The following is a 16,591-nucleotide window of genomic DNA, read 5'->3' on the forward strand; positions in this document are numbered from 1 at the left end:
GGAAGCCGTAAAGAGAGGACGGGGCGCGCGCTGGCTCTGAGGTCGGTATGGGGCCATGGCCGCGCTTACCGCACTACGCACGGCTTCTGTCAGGCTCTTTGTTGGAAGAAAGCCGTTATGCTGCCTACCTGAAACCGAAGTGGGTTGCGTCAGGACCGTTGTGTGCTGGAGGCTGACACGGGAAGACAGGGACGCTGGCCGTATAAGGGCGCTGGTGGTGGATAGAGACCGATCATGAGGCGATAAAAGAGCGGGAGCCTGTTGTGAGGGGTTTGACGGAGCCTGCACAGGGGCATGTCGATCGGGAACGGAAAGAGGGGTAGCTGTAAAAAAATGCTGACGGCTGTTGCTGCATTCTCTGCAGCGGGAGCAGTGGACCTTTTGGCCCGCTGGCGCGGGATGAAGCTTGCGCGCGCATGGTATGCGGTGCGTGTGAAAAACGGTTAATTCCGCGTGCAAAACCGGAACGGGAGGACTGCCCTGCTCCTCCTCCCTGTTGTGACGAGCCGCTAAGAGTTGTTTTTTGAGAGGCTCCCTGCATCTGTTTCAGGAGGCTTGCAAGCCCTCGGCCGCCGGATAAGACACCCAGCAGGCCCAGTGCTTCCTTTCGCGTCTGGCTGAAAGAGGAGGCTGCCTGCTTGCTGGCTTTTTTACTCTGGCTGGTGGCCGTTTGCGTTTTCTGGGTCAGGGTATCCAGAACACCCACTGCCTGTCTGGCATCTGACTGGAGAGAGGAGGTATCCAGCCCAAGACGGATGACCAGTTCATCCAGAACGGTTTCAGACATTATGGGCGTTCCTTGCCAGATGTTTCAAAACTGGTCTGCCAGCCGCCAGATAAGGAGGCCATGTGGCTTTAGGGCGTGTTGCGGGCCTGCGCCGTGTTCCAGTTCGTGACGGAGGCCACTTCAAGAAGGGTATAAAGGTCTTCACTGTCATAAACCGTTTTGAGGTCCCGCAGGGTCGCCAGGCCAGAGGAGAGAACCATGGCCAGCGCAGGAGAGATGTTTACGCAGTGGACGGGCGGGGCGTTGTTTCTCCCAGCAGGGCCGCCACAACGGGGAAAAGCTGGTGTGCGGCGGCCAGTAAAAAACCCACATGCAGACGGAACACTTCAGAACGCACCATGCCCAGTGTTTCCGGTTCTTCAAAATCGGCGGCAATAACGGCGCGGGTCAGATCCGGGTTGGCGGGATCGGGGCGGATGGTGACGCACTGCATCAGGCGGTCGAGGGCTTTATCAAGATCGGTTTCTTCCATGAACCCGAAAATCTCTATCCCCAGACTGGCCAGTCCGGACACACCGGCCTCTGCCAGATCGGCCCCAATGCGTGCGCCGCCACGTATGGCAGCCTGAAGAGCGTGCCGCGCCCACTGATCTGCCGCAAAGGCATCCATGCGGGTCAGACAGAAGCGTTTGCCGTGATCGGCACCGGGTTTGCTATGTGTGTAATCAATGGTTTTCATGGGCTCTTCCTTTCTGCCGGTTAAATGGCGGCTGGCAGAACACGCTCCCACGTGATTTCAAAATGCCGGGCTTCCAGCACGCGGCCTGCGCCGGGAATGCTGACAATAGACCGCAGCAGGCCACGCACCATGGTATATTTGCGGCCAATGGCCGGGATCTGGATTTCAGCCCCCATGCGGTACAGACCCCGGCGGGAGTCCTGCGCCATGACAATGGCTTCAAATACCAAAGCACTTTCACTACTGGCGGCCAGCGCAATGGTCTGCGTTACGGGGTTGGGCACCCAGCCTGCATTGAGGTAGCCATCAATGCTCATGGCCGTTTCAGCCAGTTCACGCGCTTCTGTTTCAAAAGCACGGTCTGCTGCGTAGTTCTGCAATGTTATGGGCGCGTTATACAGACCCGGCACCGTGATGGTAAAAACCGAGTTGGCGGCTGTAATATCATAATCGGCCATGATTACTGAACCTCTACCGATGCCAGAGTGATGGACTGCACGGACTCTCCATCCGTGTAGAAAAAGCGCCCCTGCACGGCGCCACGGCTGGCGCGGGTGCTGGCGGAAGCGGAGGTCGCACCGGGCAGCAGATACCAGCCACGGGTGGAGAGCACGCTATCAATGGTGCGGCCTGCCTGTGCGTTGACGGCCTGTGCCTCCGCCGCGGAAAGGGTGACATTGGGCTGGATGGCCCCGAACGCCAGAGCGGTATCAATGGTGCCCTGCACGGCAGTGGCGATCAGGGAATCCCCTTGTGCGGTATAGGGGATTTGGCCAACGCTGGAGAACAGGGTCAGCAGGTCTGACTGGAAGCTGGCGTTCATCCAGATCTGGTTGATATAGCTGTCTGCCCAGCCGAACGGACCGGAGACCGCCCCGTTATTGAGAAAACTGAATGTGCTGTCCGTGCTTTTGTAGCTGCCGTAAAAGCTGTAGCCATTAGCCAGCAGGGCCTCTGCCTGAGATGGCGTGAGGTTGGCCGGGGTCACGCCGCCATTGTTGCGGAACATCAGCGTGGTGCGGCCACCCGTGCGTTGCGGGTTGAGGCTGGCCGCCCAGCCCAGACACAGCGCCCCGGCCAGCAGGCCCGTGCCATCCGTATTGCACAGGCAGGTCATGCCGGGCGTGGACTGCGCCTTGACGGTTGAACCGAAACTGTCGGTGGCGTTGGGGCTAAGGATCGTGGCATCTGCATCTGGCACAATACCCCAGTATCGGTTGGGGTTGGCGGCCATCCAGCCAGCGATTTGTGTTTTTGCAGCGGCTGAGGGTTCCTGTGCAAACAGGAAGGGTGCCCAGTCACTCACCGTTGCAGCAGCGGTGCTGAGGTAAGTGCCATATTCTGCATCCGTCGGGGTGGCAGGAATTTGAAAAATATAGAGTTTTTCAGGCGTATCCTGCGCGTTGGTATAGGCTGAAAAATACACGCTGGCGATGGCAGCTTCCGGGCTGGAAGCGCCACACAGCGTTGCGACATCCGCCGCCGAGGTGAACACTGAAACGCCGGAGGACAACGCGGCATGTGTGGAGAACAGCATGCCGGTCAGCAGACTGACGGTGCCACCGGGGGAGATAACGCCCGGCGTGACGGAAACAAGGGAACTGATGGGTAAGGTCATGCAGGGGGCTCATCCGTGAGGGTATCTGCGCATATCAGCGCAAGGCTGGCGGCGCTGGCTGTGGTGGTGGGAAGCGTAAGAGTGGTGCGCACCTGACAATGCAGGTCCAGAAGCCAATGTTCTTCAAACTGGCGTTCACCATTTACAAAAGGCATCTGCCGTGGCGGCCCGGCATAAAGTGGGACAATGCGGGTCGGCGCGTAGCATGGAGCGGCCGGTTGTGCCGGGACCGATGCCGGAAAGGCGTTGCAAGGGCGTGTATTCTGGCATGGAGCGTTTTGAGGACACGTCTCTACGCTGGGAGGGGGCGTGCGTGATAAGGGTGTAAGAGGGCCCGGTTTCGAAGCTTCAGCCGGGAGAGGAACAGATTGAGCGGCAGCGTGAGGTTCTGGTGCGATGGGAGCGTATTTTTCCAGCCACTCCGCTACTGTGCCGAGGGACGATTCTGCATCTGAGGACAGTTCTTCCTTATTATTTTGAAACAGGTTTTCAAAATAACGGCATGCCCAGTCCGTGCGGAACAGGGTAGCGATACTCTGGGCGTTATCCCCTGCACCGGGCCCGAAGATGCTGACCTGCACCCTCACCTCCTCCGGCACGCTCAGGGTCGTTATGGCTTCTGTTTCTGTCTGGGCAACAGTAGCGAGTGGCTGGCGTGTGAGAAGAGTAAGCAGAACGAACGGGCCTGCGGGGGCGACGGTGCGGTTCTGCTGTGCCAGTTGCACCGGCAGACCTGGTGGCAGAACGGCACGGAGGAACTCCCTTAGCGCCGTGGTGATGCTGGCCGTAACGGGCTGGATGGTCATGACAGTTGCCGGGTGACGAGAAGTTTGGACCATTGGCCGCCTCCCCATGTTTCGGGCTGGCTTGTAACCAGCCATTCCGCGCCTTCAAAAAACAGACTGTCTCCCCCAAACTGATAGGTACGGTCCAGTCCTTTGATAAGACCGGGCAGATAGACCAATCGGTTTTCAGAACTCTGGTTGAGCCCCGCCGTTTGTGTGAGATCCGCGCTGGTGGCGGCCTGCACCTTGATGGTGACAAGCACATCCGTATAGCGCGGCTGCGTGGAACCATCTCGCAGCGTGACCGTGCCATCCTGCACCCGCAAGGTGGCTAGGATTGATGGCAGCAGAGCCGTGGTGGCCGCTGCCGCGATGCCGAACAGGCCATTCATGACTGCACCTGAAAAGAGACGCTGTTTAGAAGTGTTTTTGTGTCTTCAAGCGGTTTATCAGACCCTTTATGATGGATGGTAGCCGGGCAGTTGGGTGGCGTATGGACGGCCTGAATGGCGTGGGTGATGCTGGCCTGCATGGCTTGGCCGGTGCGCTGCAAGGCAGTGGTGGGCGTGTTCAGAATACGGCGTGTAGCCTCTGGTTGGTGGCTCGCTGCAAGGCTTTCAGCAAGAGCCTGGCGGAAGATTTCTTTCCATTTTGGAGCATCCTGCGCCACGGCCGCCCGCATGAATGGCCGGGGCGGAATAACGATGGATACAGCACCGCTCCGGGATGTTGTCTTGCGGATGACAGCCCCAAATTCCTGCACGGCAGCAATGGCAGCGAGCGGCGTGCCATCCAGGTAAGATCTGCCCCGTAGAAACCCTGCTTTTACTGATGCGGTGCAGGACGTGGACGCTGCACCGGATGATGGGTTGCGTGCTGTGCTTTGGAATGACGTGTTTGACAGGTTGGGATTCTGGCGGTGTGAACCAGACATTTCCGCATACTGTGTGCCGGTTGAAGCCGAGGGACCTGTTGTTGCGTGTGAGGGCTGGTTCCCCTGCATGGCGGCAGCCGTGTCAGCACCGGGCCGGGACGATCCGGCGGCCAGCATGCGCAGGAGGGTACGCGCCTGTGTTCCGCCTTGCAGCGTAAGGATCATGCAGGTGTCCTGTCTGTGAAAAACCTTGGGGGATAGCGGACGAAAACGCTGGTGGAGCACCCGCAATGGTTTTGGGAGCGGTGGATGAGAGGCCCACTACGCAAAAGGGAGCGCAATTTTGATGGGTGGAAAACAGGTTTTGCCCCCTGATGGGCAGGTATCTGATCCAGAGACCAAAGGGCTCTGCGGTGCAAAAGGACTATAAAGTCCTGTCCTTGACCATTTTACAAAACCTGTTTCTGTAAAATGTAATAGCGCGAATTTATATTATCCCGGCACATAACGGGCTGTGCGGAGGAAGGCGGTGGCCGCCCAATAGGCAGCACCATAAGGCGTTTGCATCCACCATCCCTGAGAGCCTGATACCGGGCCTGCATCGGCCTGAACCTCGATACTGCCCATGCGCGCGGACGTGATGCGGCCCACGAGTGTGGGCTGGCTTTGCGGTGTTTCCGCTATTTGCGGACCACCGGCTACAGTAGTCTGCGAGCATCCTGAGGCAGGCGTTCCGTTGGCCTGTGAAAGGGTGTTGTCTGGACAAGACAATGTGGGAGCGGCACTTGAGCCAAGCCCCAACTGGGCCAGATGGGCGGTAATCAGCCCGAGCAATTCCGCCCGCTGGGTGAGATTGCGCACGGGAGACATATCATCATTGGAGAGAAACAGGCTGGCGAGGCTGAAACAGGCCTGTGCGCCTTCCGCCCCCACACTGGCGAACAGGGCCGGATATCTCTGCTGCCAGAGGGTGAGGCAAAAAGGGGCACTGGGCATTATGACGTATCCGTTCTGGCAGGTTTATTCAGGCAGGGGTGATGCCGGGCGCCGGAGTTTGCGGGTTGATGGGTTCCAGACCGGTGCGAAGGGCTGCGTGTTCGCGCGCCTGCGCTGCTGCTTTGTCCACCGTGGGCTGTGCAAAAATCAGCCCCTGCTGCAAGGGCGGAAACGCTGCATACTGGCGGGACCACGCTGCCCAGAAATCTGCCGGGACAGGGGTAAGGCCATAGCCGCCCACCACGGCGGAAGCGCGTGTGCCAGCCAGTGTGTGGCGGGTTGCACCCAATGCCAGAACAAGGCCATTGGGCAGTTTGCAGCCGATGGTAACGGTTGCGGGTGATGCCATAGGGAAGATCCGTCTGTTCGGGAAAGTTTTTGGGAAGGAGATGTTTTTTCAGAGATATTGTGAAAGCTCTGTGTAAAAACATCCCCTTGTGGGCGTGTGGTTTACAGGCCTGTCATGGTGGCAATGCCAGCGGGCATGTAGATGATGGCGCCCCATGTGCCCTGCGAGAGTTTCTGCTTCCAGGCGGAGGCATCTGTCACCACGGCGTGGGCGCGCAGTTTTTCCGTAAAGGCGGTTTCCGCCGTTTTCTGGGCGTCCACATGTTCGGCCATGATCTGCATGGTCTGCACGGTGCTGCCGGTTGCATCTCCATACTCGACGGCCTGCACAAAACGCAGATTGGGGTAGGTATCTTTCAGCAGGGAAGCCGCAGAAAGACCAAAGCTGTTACGGCGGGTGAGCAGGCCCATGCGCGTGGGGGAAAGGCCCAGCACCATGGGGGTTTCCGTATCCACCAGCCCGGCGGTCTGTTTACGGAGCTGGTTGATGAGGGCGATCACATCATCCTGCCGTTCTTCCGGCGTGGCGGTATCCCACGTTGTGCCGCCTGCGGCCTTGATGGCTGGCGTAATGGCGGCGGGCAGGCGTGGATCATTCAGGTAGCCATACAGGCGCAGGCCACTGACACCAAAAAAGTAAGTCTGGTTCTGGAACTTGTTGAGCTTAAGGGCTGCGGCTTCACGCAGGCTGGCCACCCATTGCAGGCGCGCCTGCCCTGCCAGCGCCAGTTCCATTTCCCCCCAGGAGAGGAAGACCTGATAATGGTAGGACTGACGTTCAGGGTAGGAAGGGTTGAGGCTGACCTGCCCGTTTGCGTTCCAGTCCCCATAACTGCTGATTTCACCGGTGGTTTCCAGCATGGGGAAAATGGCGGTGCGGGTAACCCAATCGCCCTTGCGGACCTCGCCCAGCAGTTCTGCCGCACGCATGGGGGCGAAGGCCACCTTGATGAGGGCCGGATCAACCCATGCGCTCATGAAGGCCGGAATACCGGCATTGGCGCTGGTGGACAGGGCAGGCTGGGCATCCAGCGCCATGGCATCTGTTGCCAGCAGCGCATTGGCGATCATGCCGCGGGCCTGCGGCATGATGAAGCCAAGGCGGTTGAGTTCCGCCAGTTCTGAAGGGAAGAGGCTCATACTGCGTGGCTCCATGTGGAGAGTTTGACAAGTTCACCCGCGCTACAGGTGGAGGCGGTGACAAAAGACGTTTGCACGGCATCTGGCACTGTGCTGCCCGCCGTGCCGGTGGCGATACTGCCGTTGGTGGTGGAGGCGAACACTGCCTGCCCCGGTGTGGCGGCAGTGGTGCTGGTGGCCCAGAAATCTCCCGCCGTGAACAGGGTTACGGGAAAGCCTTCTGGAATGATCAGGCTGGCTTCATCAGAAAAACTGGTGATCTGGCCCGTAAGGTCACGATGCACAAAACCATCTGGCGCGGTGGTGGTGCCGTTGGGCGGGGTGTTGGCCACGCTGCGGCCATCACTCTGCACCCACCCGAACGCGCCTACCGCACAGCCGCCGCTGGCGGCCACCAGAGCGCCCTCGCCTGCCGGGAAGGTTGCGGTGGGGTTGAGAGAGGCGAAATCTCCCGGCACGGCAGGCGCGGGCTGGCTGGTGATCTGTGTCTGAAACGCCATGAGTTATGCTTTCACCGTAATACGGTTGAGACCGAATTCTTCACGGAAGGAAACGGTTTTTGAGGAATCCATTCCCAGTGCAGCGCCCTGCCCTGCTGACTGCGTTTGCGCATGCAGACGGGCGAACTGCTGGAACAGCGGCTGAAGCGCGGCTTCTGGCAGAGCGGTGGTGTCCACCCCGTTTTCACGCAGGGCAAAACCATAGACAGCAGCGGCACTGTCCATGGTGACATCCCCCACAAACGGGCGCACTGCGGCACGGGCCGTATGCAGGGCTTCCATGCGGCGCATGGCCCCGGCCTCGGCCTGCTGAACGGCCTGCGCGATGGCGGCATCCATGCTGAGGGCGGGCTGAGCCGCCGTGCAGGACGGTATGGTGGTAGAGTGCGGTTGGGTACCTCCTGAACCTGCCAATGGTGCTGCTGCTGGCAGAGAAGATACGGTTCTGGCGGTGGCTTCAGACGATGCTGCATTGGGCGTGTGTGCAGCAGCCGGAATGGCTGAAGCGTCTGTCTGCACGGAGGAAGATGCGGCCGGATGGGCGTGAGAGGTGGCGTGTGCGTGTGTGGGCATGGCCTGCCTTGTGCTGTTGGATGTGAGGGCGCCCTGTTGGAGGCAGGGCTGCGACGAACTGGACGGGGCCGTGCCGCCTGATGCGGCGATGAACGAGGGAACAGAGGCCGAGGATGGCTGGATGGCCGGAGCACGTGCGCCAGCCATGGACGACGGACCGGAGCCCCATGCGCCGGTGTGAGGCCTTTTGCCGTTTGCGCGTGACGGAGCGGCGGGAGACGCATCACCAATGATGGCGGTTTTGACACGAGGTTCCGTGACAAGGGCGAGGTGATTGAAGACGATATCCGCCATGACAAGGGTGTAGGGCGTGCCGTCATGCGTGCCCGTTTGCGCGACAGCGCGATAGCGGTATCCGGCAGAGACGGCTTTCTGCTGGCCGCTCTGAATGGCGGCAATGGCAGCGCTTTGCCAGATGGTCAGGCTGCCGATCAGATTAGGCGGGGTGAAGTGGACATCACTGCCCACCGTGCCGACTGTCAGCATGCTGGGGTGGGCCTGCGCGGAAACCGGCTGGTGCCGCATGAGGATGGGTTTGCCCGCCATGCTGGCCGCTGCGGCCTGTAGGGCTGTTGGGTCCCGATACACCTGATATAGCGCATTCGGATCAAGGCCGAGGGCTGCGGCGTTCGGAATTTCATGCCCGTAATAGGGGCAGACTGTGGCTGCGGAAAGGATGCAGGCCGCAATATGCAGGTGGCCATCTGCATCTATGCGCCGTACGGACCGATCCAGCGCAAACTCGACTGTGCCATACGGCGGCCCCGGGGCTTCCGCTGTTTGCGGCTGAGTAGAAGCGGCAAGATTAGTGGGCAAGGATATGGGAGGCCGGGCTAACTGTGGGGAAGCAAGAGGAGCTGGCGTTGACGCGGGTAAAGAGTGGAGATGGGACTGAGGGGTCATGCAAGGTACCGGAGGAAGGAGCGGGAAACCGGAAGGAACTGTCGTGCCGATATGGCAGAACCTGCTTCTGAAGCTGCATTTTGCAAAAAGGGTAAGCGTGACAAAAAAGTATGGTCTGAACGTTTAGAAATCGGGCGTTCTGTTTGCGGGGATGCCATCATAGGGGCTGTGCAGATCATGGGCGGTGCGGCTGCGGGCTTCCTGAGGGGTGACGATGCCGGCGCGGATGTTCTGGGCATCAATTTCCGTGCGGGTTTTCTGCACGTTAGCCTGTGTGGCCTCATCCATCTGCCACAGGGAGGCAAAGCTGAAGGTGATATCCGGGTCAATCTCGCCCCACAGGTTGAGCATGATCAGGTGCAGGATGGTGGTGAGCGGTGTGCGGAATACGTTTTCCTGAAAGGCGTGGATACGGTCATAAAAAACGCGGATTTCACCTTCTGCCGAGGCGTTGAGCCCGCTGGGGGTAATACCCGTGAACTTGACCAGCGGTTCCTGCGCAACGCTGCACATCTGTTCCTGCGCCTGGGCCTGCAAGCGGTCCAGCCCGGAGAGCGGTGCTGCCAGAAGGTCCAGTTTTTCACGCTCCTTATCCAGAACGAACGTGCCGCGGTTGGACCGGAAGCGGTTGAAGGCTTCCACTCGGCTGAGCAGGCCCTCCGGGTCTTGCGCGTAGGCCGCCATATCCGTTGAGAGCGCGACGATGGAAAAGGCGTTGAGCAGATCAGACACGGACTGACGGGTGCGCAGCCAGTTGTTGACATAGGGCTGGGCCATCTGGCTGAGGGACAAACCGCCGAAATTATAAGCTGGTTTAAGAATGTCCGGCACATCACGCGAGACAAAGCGCAGAAGGCGTGTGCTGTGGATCAGGCTGCCCTGCACCCACCAGTGGGTTGGCTGGTAGAAATCCGGGCTGAGGGGATCTGTCGTGCCGTAACTGTCTGGCGTGGTCCATACGGGATCTATGGGCACAAGAGCGCGCAGGGTGCCTTTGCGCACGGTTTCCGGCTTGAGAAGCAACGGGGCTTCACGCCCGCCGGTTGTCTGGCTGAGGCCGGTATCAACATACAGCAGGCCCATGCCGTAATAGCCATCATACTCCGCCATGCGGCGCAGCACATCACGCACGTTCAGGCGGGTGAATTCAGCCTCGATTTCGGCAATGCGGGCCTGTTTGGTGGTTGCGCCCCGCGTGCGGAACACAATCCATTCGCGCGTGGCCTCCGTGGCGATCACTTCCACCATGTGCCGGTATTCCGCCCGCTGGGCGAGTTCAGCCAGATGCGGATAACCGGGAAAAACCGTTCCCTCCCCAGCGGCATTGCGCAGCCAGACCAGTGTGGCGGGCTGGCTGCTGGCGGCGCTATCAAACGCCAGATGGGTGCGGTTATCGCCGCGCACACCTTTGGGGGGCTGATAGGGGCGAAACTGCGCGTGCGGAGGAGATGGTGCGTTGGAAGAACGCAAGGCATCTGCCATGCCGTTTGGCAGAACGCCATTTGCAGCAGGTTTGCGCAGGTGCTGGCCAAGAGGGGGCGTGAGCGTAGGTTCCCGTCGGTCTGGCTGAAACGTGCGTGTGTGCGGCAAGGCGTGTGAAAGCCGTTTGAAAAAGCTTTTGAATGGTCCTGTTGTTTGAGGCGGCCTGTTTTCCGACTGTGCTTCCGGCAGGCTTTTTTCTGGGTCAGGCTGCTGCGGGCTGGCAGGACAGGCTGGAAAAAATGGCGGCATGTGCCCTCTTGCGTGATGGAATGGCATGGACGGAAAGTGGATAACAAGGCGGAGGCGGAGAACCGGATGAGCGGTTTTCTGCCCGGGACCCGGCAGGAAGAAATGCAGCGCCATGCAGCAATTTTGCGTGTGCGGAAAAGTGCTATGGGAGACAGTGCTGGGTGCCCTGTGGAGGCAGCAATGGTCCGCTCGTTAAGCCAAGCGTGGGTGTTTTTTGAATGTTATTGTCTGCTCATCGGGCACAGACTGATGTGTGACAGATATGAGACCACGTATTTTTTGGTTTCGTTTTTGTGAAAAACCGGGTGATACTCCAGCACTGGCGGCGTGACGATTGGGAGAGATGGCGTGAAGTTGAGAACGCGTGTGGTGGGTGCCCTGATGGCCGGGGCGTTAATGGGGGCAGCCGGCTTGGCCCACGCGGCGACAGATGAGGATATTTCCGCCCCCGGCCCGCTTGGGCTGCTGAAAGGCACCCTGACCCGCGCGGGGAACAATGCCCCCGTGATGTTGATACTGCCCGGTTCCGGCCCGACAGACCGGGATGGCAATAATCCGCTGGGGGTAAAAGCTGCCACCTATAAGCTGCTGGCGGAAGGGTTGGCAGCGCAGGGGATCTCCAGCGTGCGTGTGGACAAGCGGGGATTGTTTGCGAGCCTGGCCGCCGTTGCCAACGGAGACAGTGTGACCGTTGACAACTACGTTCAGGACACTCGCAACTGGATGACCAGTATTCAGAAACAGACGGGCGCGCATTGTGTCTGGCTGATGGGCCACAGTGAAGGGGGGCTGATTGCGCTGGCCACGGCCGCGGACAACCCGGCACAGATCTGCGGTGTTGTGCTGGTGGCAACCAGCGGCAGACGTGCCAATGACCTGTTAAAAGCCCAGATGGCTAAAACGCCTTTGTCTTCTCAGGTTAACCGGATTGTTGATGCTCTGGCCAGCGGGCAGCAGGTGGATGTGAGCGCAGAGCCCCCGCGCCTGCGCGCAATGTTCCGGCCAAGCATACAAGGGTTCTGGATAAGCGCGTTTTCATATGACCCTACGGACCTGATTGCAAAAATCAAGCTGCCGGTGCTGATTATGCAGGGTGAGCGTGATTTGCAGGTGGGTGTGGAGGATGCGCAGAAGCTCAAGGCGGCAGACCCGGCAGCCAAGCTGGTTTTGCTGCCGGACACAAACCATGTGCTGAAAACGGTTTCTTCCGATATTCCGCGCGAAAATCTTGCGACCTATGCAGACCCCAACCTGCCATTGGCCCCCGGCGTGGTGGACTCGATTGCGGGCTTTATCAAAAAAACACCGTAATGCGTGGGATGGCGTATGCCGGTGGAAGACAGGGTCAGGACGCCTTTCTCAGCAAGGGTCGGACGGTGGCAAGGAATACGCCTGAGACGCTGCCTCCAAAAAATCTAGCGGTGAAAAAGGCGTGGGTGTTCTGTGGCTGATAAAGAGGGCTGGGCCACCATGAAACGGGGATAGTGGAGCGGACAGATAAGGCTTTCAGGTGTAAGCCGTCATGCCTGCTCTGACCTGCTGATTTTTTAAACCGTGCCTAAAAAGGAAGACCCGATTGCGCTAGGCGCGTTTTGAAACAGCCTTTAAGCTGTGCTCCGGTTTCTCTGCAACACGTAAGGTTTTTCTGTTCTGATGATGCGCTGTTCTCGCATGTTTGCACTTTCTTCCCTGATGGTTGGGGCTCTGATAACAGGTGTGCCCGTAGTGGCCCCGCATATGGCGCGCGCTGCTGCCGTGCCCTCGCTGGATAAAGCCGCGCAGGCTGTGCAGGCTCTTGCGCGGCAGGTGGGAGAAGAGCGCTTTACCGCACCGGATTTTCGGCCCGGTGTGGTGCGGCATATGGTGATGTTTCAGTTCAGACCAGAGACCACGCAGGCACAGCGGCAGGAGGTGACGCGCCGTTTTCTGGCGCTGGCTCAGGCTTCCCGCCGCCCTGATGGCAGCGCTGTCATTCAGGCACTGGAAGCTGGGCCGCAAACCAGTGGGGAAAATGCGGATCTGGGGCTGGATTACGGGTATCTGGTTACGTTCCGATCAGAAGGGGACAGGAATTATTATGTGGGCCGCCCTATTGTGCAGGGTCACGGCCATTATGACCCCGCCCATGATGCCTTCAAGGCGTTTGCGGCCCCTTATCTGGCCAAGGCGGTTGTGTTTGACTTCACGGTAACGCCGTAACGGAGAGACATAAGGTGGAGAAAGACCCTCTTTCAAGACGTGTGCTGGGCTGGACGGTGGTGCTGGGTGCGCTGGTGGGTTCAATCGGGGTGATCGGGTTTGGGAATTTTCAGCGCAGCAGAGAGGCCGCGCAACGGCAGCATGCGGAAGCCTGCGCTCAGGCGGACCCGGCCCGACGGCCTGAGGATTGTGACGACACTGAACAGCATGGAGGCGGTGGCCATGGGGTGTTTGTTTCTTCCCGCCGTTATGGACATGATGGGGCCGACGAGGGTGATGAGGGAGAAGGCCGACGTGGCGGCGGTGCTGGCGAGGAGTCTGCTGGCCATGCGGGATTTGGCGAAGGGGCCGCGGGCCATGCGGGAGGCGGAGAGTAACCTGACCTGATGGGTACTCTGCGCCGCCTTCCCTCCGCCCCGCGACCGGACTGGCAGGCCCGCGCACGGCAGATTGGCCATACGTATTTTCGCAATGAAGACGGTAGCCCTGCCTGGCGGGAAGATGTGCGTTACGACTTCAGCTCCCAGGCGGTGCAGACTTTGCGCCGGGTAACGGAAGACCTGCACACATTATGCCTGCGTGTGGTGGACGACGCCGTCAACACACCGGGCGGGCTGGATGTGTTTCATATTCCGCCGCTGGTGCAGGATGTTGTGCGGGCCTCCTGGCGGCGGGATGAGCCGTTTCTGTTGGGGCGGTTTGATTTTGCCTGGTGCGATGGTCAGCCCAAGCTGATTGAATATAATGCAGACACCCCGGCCACAGTGCCGGAAAGCACCCGCATGCAGAGCCTGTGGCGGGCAGAGGTTGCGCCACAGGCGGAGCAGATGCCGCTTGATGCCGGGCGCATTGTGGCGCGGCTGCTCCAGTTGCGGGCCGAAGCGCGCGTGAGCCAGACGCTGCATATTGTGCCCTACCCTGACAATACGGAAGATGCGGTGCATGCCCGTTATTACCGGGACTGGGCGCAGCAGGCCGGATTGGAGGCCGTGCAGTGCGAGTTGCGGGATCTTGAGATCAGCACCCGTGGCCACCTGCTGCACAAGGGCCGCGTGGTGCGGAGCATGTTACGGATGTATCCGTGGGAGCTGATGTTTCGTGACCGCGGTGCGCGGCATCTGGCGCAGTGTGGGTGCGTTTTTCTGAACCCGCCCTGGACGGCCCTGCTCTCCAACAAGGCATTGTTGCCTGTGTTGTGGCAGCGTTACCCGGAGCACCCCAACCTGTTGCCAGCGGGGTTTGACCCTGCGACCGTAACGGCGCATCGGCCCGGAAGCTGGTATGTGGAAAAGCCGATCCATGCCCGTGGGGGCGAGAACGTGCGTCTGCTAAAGGCGGATCGGATTTTGTGTGCGGAAGGTGGCACTTACGGGGCGTACCCCAAAGTCTATCAGGCGTTTGCGGACCACAGCATTCAGGGCGTTACGGCCTCTGTCGGGGCGTGGGTGATTGGGCACAGTTTTGCGGGCATTACCATGCGGGAGAGCGCTGACAGGATTATCCGCCATACATCGCCCATTGTGCCCCATACCATCAGGCGGAGCAGTTTTGTCTCCCGGCTACTGGGCCGGTGACAAAACCGGACACGGGGGTTGCCCCCCGTGCGCCACGCCTGAGAGGCTGACGTGGCGAGAAAAAAGAGAGCCGGTTCAGGCCTTCTTGTTTTCTTCTTCTTCGTCTTCTTCATCATCCCAGTCATCATCATCGCCAGCTTCGAACACGAGTTCGACGGTGACAGTGCCGGTGGTGTCGCCATCCTGAAGGGACTTTGCGTCGGCTTCAGCTTCTTCCTGTTTTTCGTACAGTTTGGCTTCGTTGGGGTCTTCCAGCCATTCATTGGTGGGGTCCCAGAAGGTGATTTCCCCATCATTGTCTTCGCGCTGGATCAGGTAGCCTACGACAACTTCATCGGTATCTTGCATGGTCGGTCCTTTCTGACACTGCTCTTCTCCATATGAAGCATGCCGCGAAAAAGAAAAGAGCTTCATGACAAGATGGTGACAACGCAGGCCGGCACGCGGCGTTGCAGGCGGGGGTGCAAACAGGGCGCGGGCTGGCTTTTTGTGGCGTTTGGGCGGCTGTTGCCTCTTGTCCTGCCCATGGGCGGAGGAGTAAGTCTGGGGTGCCTTTTGATGGCCTGACGTGACCCTGATTGCAGCAGGGGCCGGCGTGTGCCGCGCCCGGAGTGGCCTGCAATCCTACCAGTGGATAGTTGTTGCCGTGACTGACCCCAAGAACGCCCCCCCTGCCGACCCTGCCTGTGGAACCGCGACCACACCGGCGGCTGGCCCTGCTGCGCGGACGCCTGCCAGCAGCACTGGCGTGGCGGCTGCGGTATCTGGCGTAACGCCGGATGGTAACGCGCGGAACGGTATGGCGCACGCGGCGCAAGGTGATCACGCTGGCGAGCAGGATCTGCCCTTCTGTGTAGCGGCGCTGTATCGCTTCACCCCCTTTGAGGATCTGCCTGCGTTACGCGAGCCCTTGCAGGATGTGTGCGTGGCTAACGGCGTAAAGGGCACGTTGCTGCTGGCGCATGAAGGCATAAACGGCACCATTGCTGGCACGGATGAGGGTATTGCCGCAGTGCTTGCCCATGTGCGCGCCATGCCGGGCTGTGCGGAGATTGAGGTCAAATTCTCCCGTGCGCCTGCCATGCCGTTTTTGCGCATGAAGGTGCGGCTGAAGAAAGAGATCGTGACCATGGGGGTGCCGGGGCTGGACCCTCGGTCTGACGTCGGCCATTACGTGCAGCCAGAAGACTGGAATGCCCTGCTGGAAGACCCGGACACCATTCTGATTGACACGCGCAATGACTATGAAGTGGCAACCGGCACGTTTGTTGGGGCGATTGACCCCAAGACAAAGACCTTCCGCGAATTTCCGGACTGGTTCCGCACCCACCGCGAGGAACTGCTGGCCAAGGGCCGCACACCGCGCATTGCCATGTTCTGCACCGGGGGAATCCGGTGTGAGAAAGCCACGGCCTTTGTGAAGGCTGAAGGGCTGGATGAGGTGTATCACCTTCAGGGTGGTATTCTGAAATATCTGGAAACTGTGCCGGAAGAAAAGAGCCTGTGGCGTGGTGAATGTTTTGTGTTTGACCAGCGGGTGACGGTCAAGCATGGGCTGGAACCGGGTTCTCTGGAACAATGCCATGCCTGCCGCACGCCGCTGACGGCGGAGGAAATGGCCTCACCCAAGTATGAGCATGGGGTAAGCTGCCCGCATTGTTACGATGAACGGGATGAAAAGCAGCGCGCCCGTTATGCCGAGCGGGAACGGCAGGCCAAACTGGCCGCCGAGCGTGGCGAAGCGCATCTGGGTGCTGAAATGGACGCAATCCGTGAGCGCAAACGCCGTGAACGGGACGCGGAAATTGAACGCCAGAACATGCTGCGGGACATGGCGCTGGCCCGCTTGCAGGAGTAACAACGCCTACGCATCTTCCCCATCAT

20 protein-coding genes are annotated in these 16,591 nt (G+C 59.9%); 5 read left to right on the top strand and 15 right to left on the bottom strand.

The features are described 5' to 3' along the window. Positions 1-232 precede the first annotated feature (232 nt). The 14 genes from ASN_RS03845 to ASN_RS03905 all read right to left on the bottom strand — a co-directional run bounded on the left by ASN_RS03845 (position 233) and on the right by ASN_RS03905 (position 10,934). On the bottom strand, positions 233-787 hold the full coding sequence (locus ASN_RS03845; RefSeq protein WP_058987274.1) for a hypothetical protein: 555 nt from the start codon (positions 785-787) through the stop codon (positions 233-235). Positions 788-855: 68 nt separating this feature from the next. Beyond that, complete coding sequence (locus tag ASN_RS20400; protein ID WP_006558951.1) at positions 856-987, bottom strand: hypothetical protein; 132 nt, start codon at positions 985-987, stop codon at positions 856-858. A 20-nt stretch (positions 988-1,007) separates the two neighbouring features. Continuing rightward, positions 1,008-1,466 (bottom strand): hypothetical protein, encoded by a 459-nt coding sequence (locus tag ASN_RS03850; RefSeq protein ID WP_058987275.1) that lies wholly within the window; start codon positions 1,464-1,466, stop codon positions 1,008-1,010. A 20-nt stretch (positions 1,467-1,486) separates the two neighbouring features. Then, a complete protein-coding gene (locus tag ASN_RS03855) occupies positions 1,487-1,924 on the bottom strand; it encodes a phage tail fiber protein (protein ID WP_006558949.1) in 438 nt (145 codons plus the stop codon). A 2-nt stretch (positions 1,925-1,926) separates the two neighbouring features. Then, a complete protein-coding gene (locus ASN_RS03860) occupies positions 1,927-3,084 on the bottom strand; it encodes a DUF3383 family protein (RefSeq protein WP_058987276.1) in 1,158 nt (385 codons plus the stop codon). Beyond that, the gene (locus tag ASN_RS03865) at positions 3,081-3,923 is read right to left on the bottom strand and encodes a phage neck terminator protein (RefSeq protein WP_157765106.1); all 843 of its coding nucleotides are present in this window, start codon (positions 3,921-3,923) and stop codon (positions 3,081-3,083) included. Before ASN_RS03865 ends, ASN_RS03860 begins: the two co-directional genes overlap by 4 nt. Next, on the bottom strand, positions 3,887-4,261 hold the full coding sequence (locus tag ASN_RS03870; protein ID WP_058987278.1) for a hypothetical protein: 375 nt from the start codon (positions 4,259-4,261) through the stop codon (positions 3,887-3,889). The genes ASN_RS03865 and ASN_RS03870 overlap by 37 nt, the downstream gene beginning before the upstream one ends. After that, a complete protein-coding gene (locus ASN_RS03875; RefSeq protein WP_058987279.1) occupies positions 4,258-4,968 on the bottom strand; it encodes a hypothetical protein in 711 nt (236 codons plus the stop codon). Before ASN_RS03875 ends, ASN_RS03870 begins: the two co-directional genes overlap by 4 nt. A 267-nt stretch (positions 4,969-5,235) precedes the next feature. After that, entirely contained in the window at positions 5,236-5,739 is a 504-nt protein-coding gene (locus tag ASN_RS03880) for a DUF4054 domain-containing protein (protein WP_058987280.1), read from the bottom strand. Positions 5,740-5,767: 28 nt separating this feature from the next. After that, positions 5,768-6,088 (bottom strand): hypothetical protein, encoded by a 321-nt coding sequence (locus ASN_RS03885; protein ID WP_058987281.1) that lies wholly within the window; start codon positions 6,086-6,088, stop codon positions 5,768-5,770. A gap of 101 nt (positions 6,089-6,189) precedes the next feature. Beyond that, complete coding sequence (locus ASN_RS03890; protein ID WP_052427206.1) at positions 6,190-7,227, bottom strand: major capsid family protein; 1,038 nt, start codon at positions 7,225-7,227, stop codon at positions 6,190-6,192. Then, positions 7,224-7,727 (bottom strand): structural cement protein Gp24, encoded by a 504-nt coding sequence (locus ASN_RS03895; protein WP_058987282.1) that lies wholly within the window; start codon positions 7,725-7,727, stop codon positions 7,224-7,226. The genes ASN_RS03890 and ASN_RS03895 overlap by 4 nt, the downstream gene beginning before the upstream one ends. A gap of 3 nt (positions 7,728-7,730) precedes the next feature. Next, positions 7,731-9,116 carry a DUF2213 domain-containing protein gene (locus tag ASN_RS20135; protein ID WP_231948361.1) on the bottom strand — a complete coding sequence of 462 codons (1,386 nt, stop codon included), beginning with the start codon at positions 9,114-9,116 and terminating at the stop codon, positions 7,731-7,733. 210 nt (positions 9,117-9,326) lie between these two features. Beyond that, a complete protein-coding gene (locus tag ASN_RS03905; RefSeq protein ID WP_231948365.1) occupies positions 9,327-10,934 on the bottom strand; it encodes a DUF1073 domain-containing protein in 1,608 nt (535 codons plus the stop codon). 348 nt (positions 10,935-11,282) lie between these two features. Here ASN_RS03905 and ASN_RS03910 point away from each other — a divergent pair, with 348 nt between their 5' ends. The 4 genes from ASN_RS03910 (at position 11,283) to ASN_RS03920 (ending at position 14,707) form a co-directional block, all read left to right on the top strand. Continuing rightward, on the top strand, positions 11,283-12,245 hold the full coding sequence (locus ASN_RS03910; protein ID WP_231948366.1) for an alpha/beta hydrolase: 963 nt from the start codon (positions 11,283-11,285) through the stop codon (positions 12,243-12,245). Positions 12,246-12,587: 342 nt separating this feature from the next. Continuing rightward, positions 12,588-13,133, top strand: a complete 546-nt coding sequence (locus tag ASN_RS03915) for a Dabb family protein (protein ID WP_231948368.1) — start codon at positions 12,588-12,590, stop codon at positions 13,131-13,133. 14 nt (positions 13,134-13,147) lie between these two features. After that, positions 13,148-13,510, top strand: a complete 363-nt coding sequence (locus ASN_RS19505) for a hypothetical protein (RefSeq protein WP_156478964.1) — start codon at positions 13,148-13,150, stop codon at positions 13,508-13,510. A 9-nt stretch (positions 13,511-13,519) separates the two neighbouring features. Next, positions 13,520-14,707 carry a glutathionylspermidine synthase family protein gene (locus tag ASN_RS03920; RefSeq protein ID WP_058987284.1) on the top strand — a complete coding sequence of 396 codons (1,188 nt, stop codon included), beginning with the start codon at positions 13,520-13,522 and terminating at the stop codon, positions 14,705-14,707. Positions 14,708-14,782: 75 nt separating this feature from the next. On the opposite strand, the gene ASN_RS03925 is transcribed toward ASN_RS03920, so the two are convergent. Further along, positions 14,783-15,055: a hypothetical protein gene (locus ASN_RS03925; RefSeq protein ID WP_035378501.1), complete on the bottom strand. Its 273-nt coding sequence runs from the start codon at positions 15,053-15,055 to the stop codon at positions 14,783-14,785. 451 nt (positions 15,056-15,506) lie between these two features. Here ASN_RS03925 and trhO point away from each other — a divergent pair, with 451 nt between their 5' ends. Continuing rightward, positions 15,507-16,565: an oxygen-dependent tRNA uridine(34) hydroxylase TrhO gene (trhO, locus tag ASN_RS03930; RefSeq protein WP_058989104.1), complete on the top strand. Its 1,059-nt coding sequence runs from the start codon at positions 15,507-15,509 to the stop codon at positions 16,563-16,565. The last annotated feature ends 26 nt before the right edge of the window (positions 16,566-16,591 follow it).

It is taken from the genome of Acetobacter senegalensis, assembly GCF_001499615.1.
GTDB lineage: Bacteria > Pseudomonadota > Alphaproteobacteria > Acetobacterales > Acetobacteraceae > Acetobacter > Acetobacter senegalensis.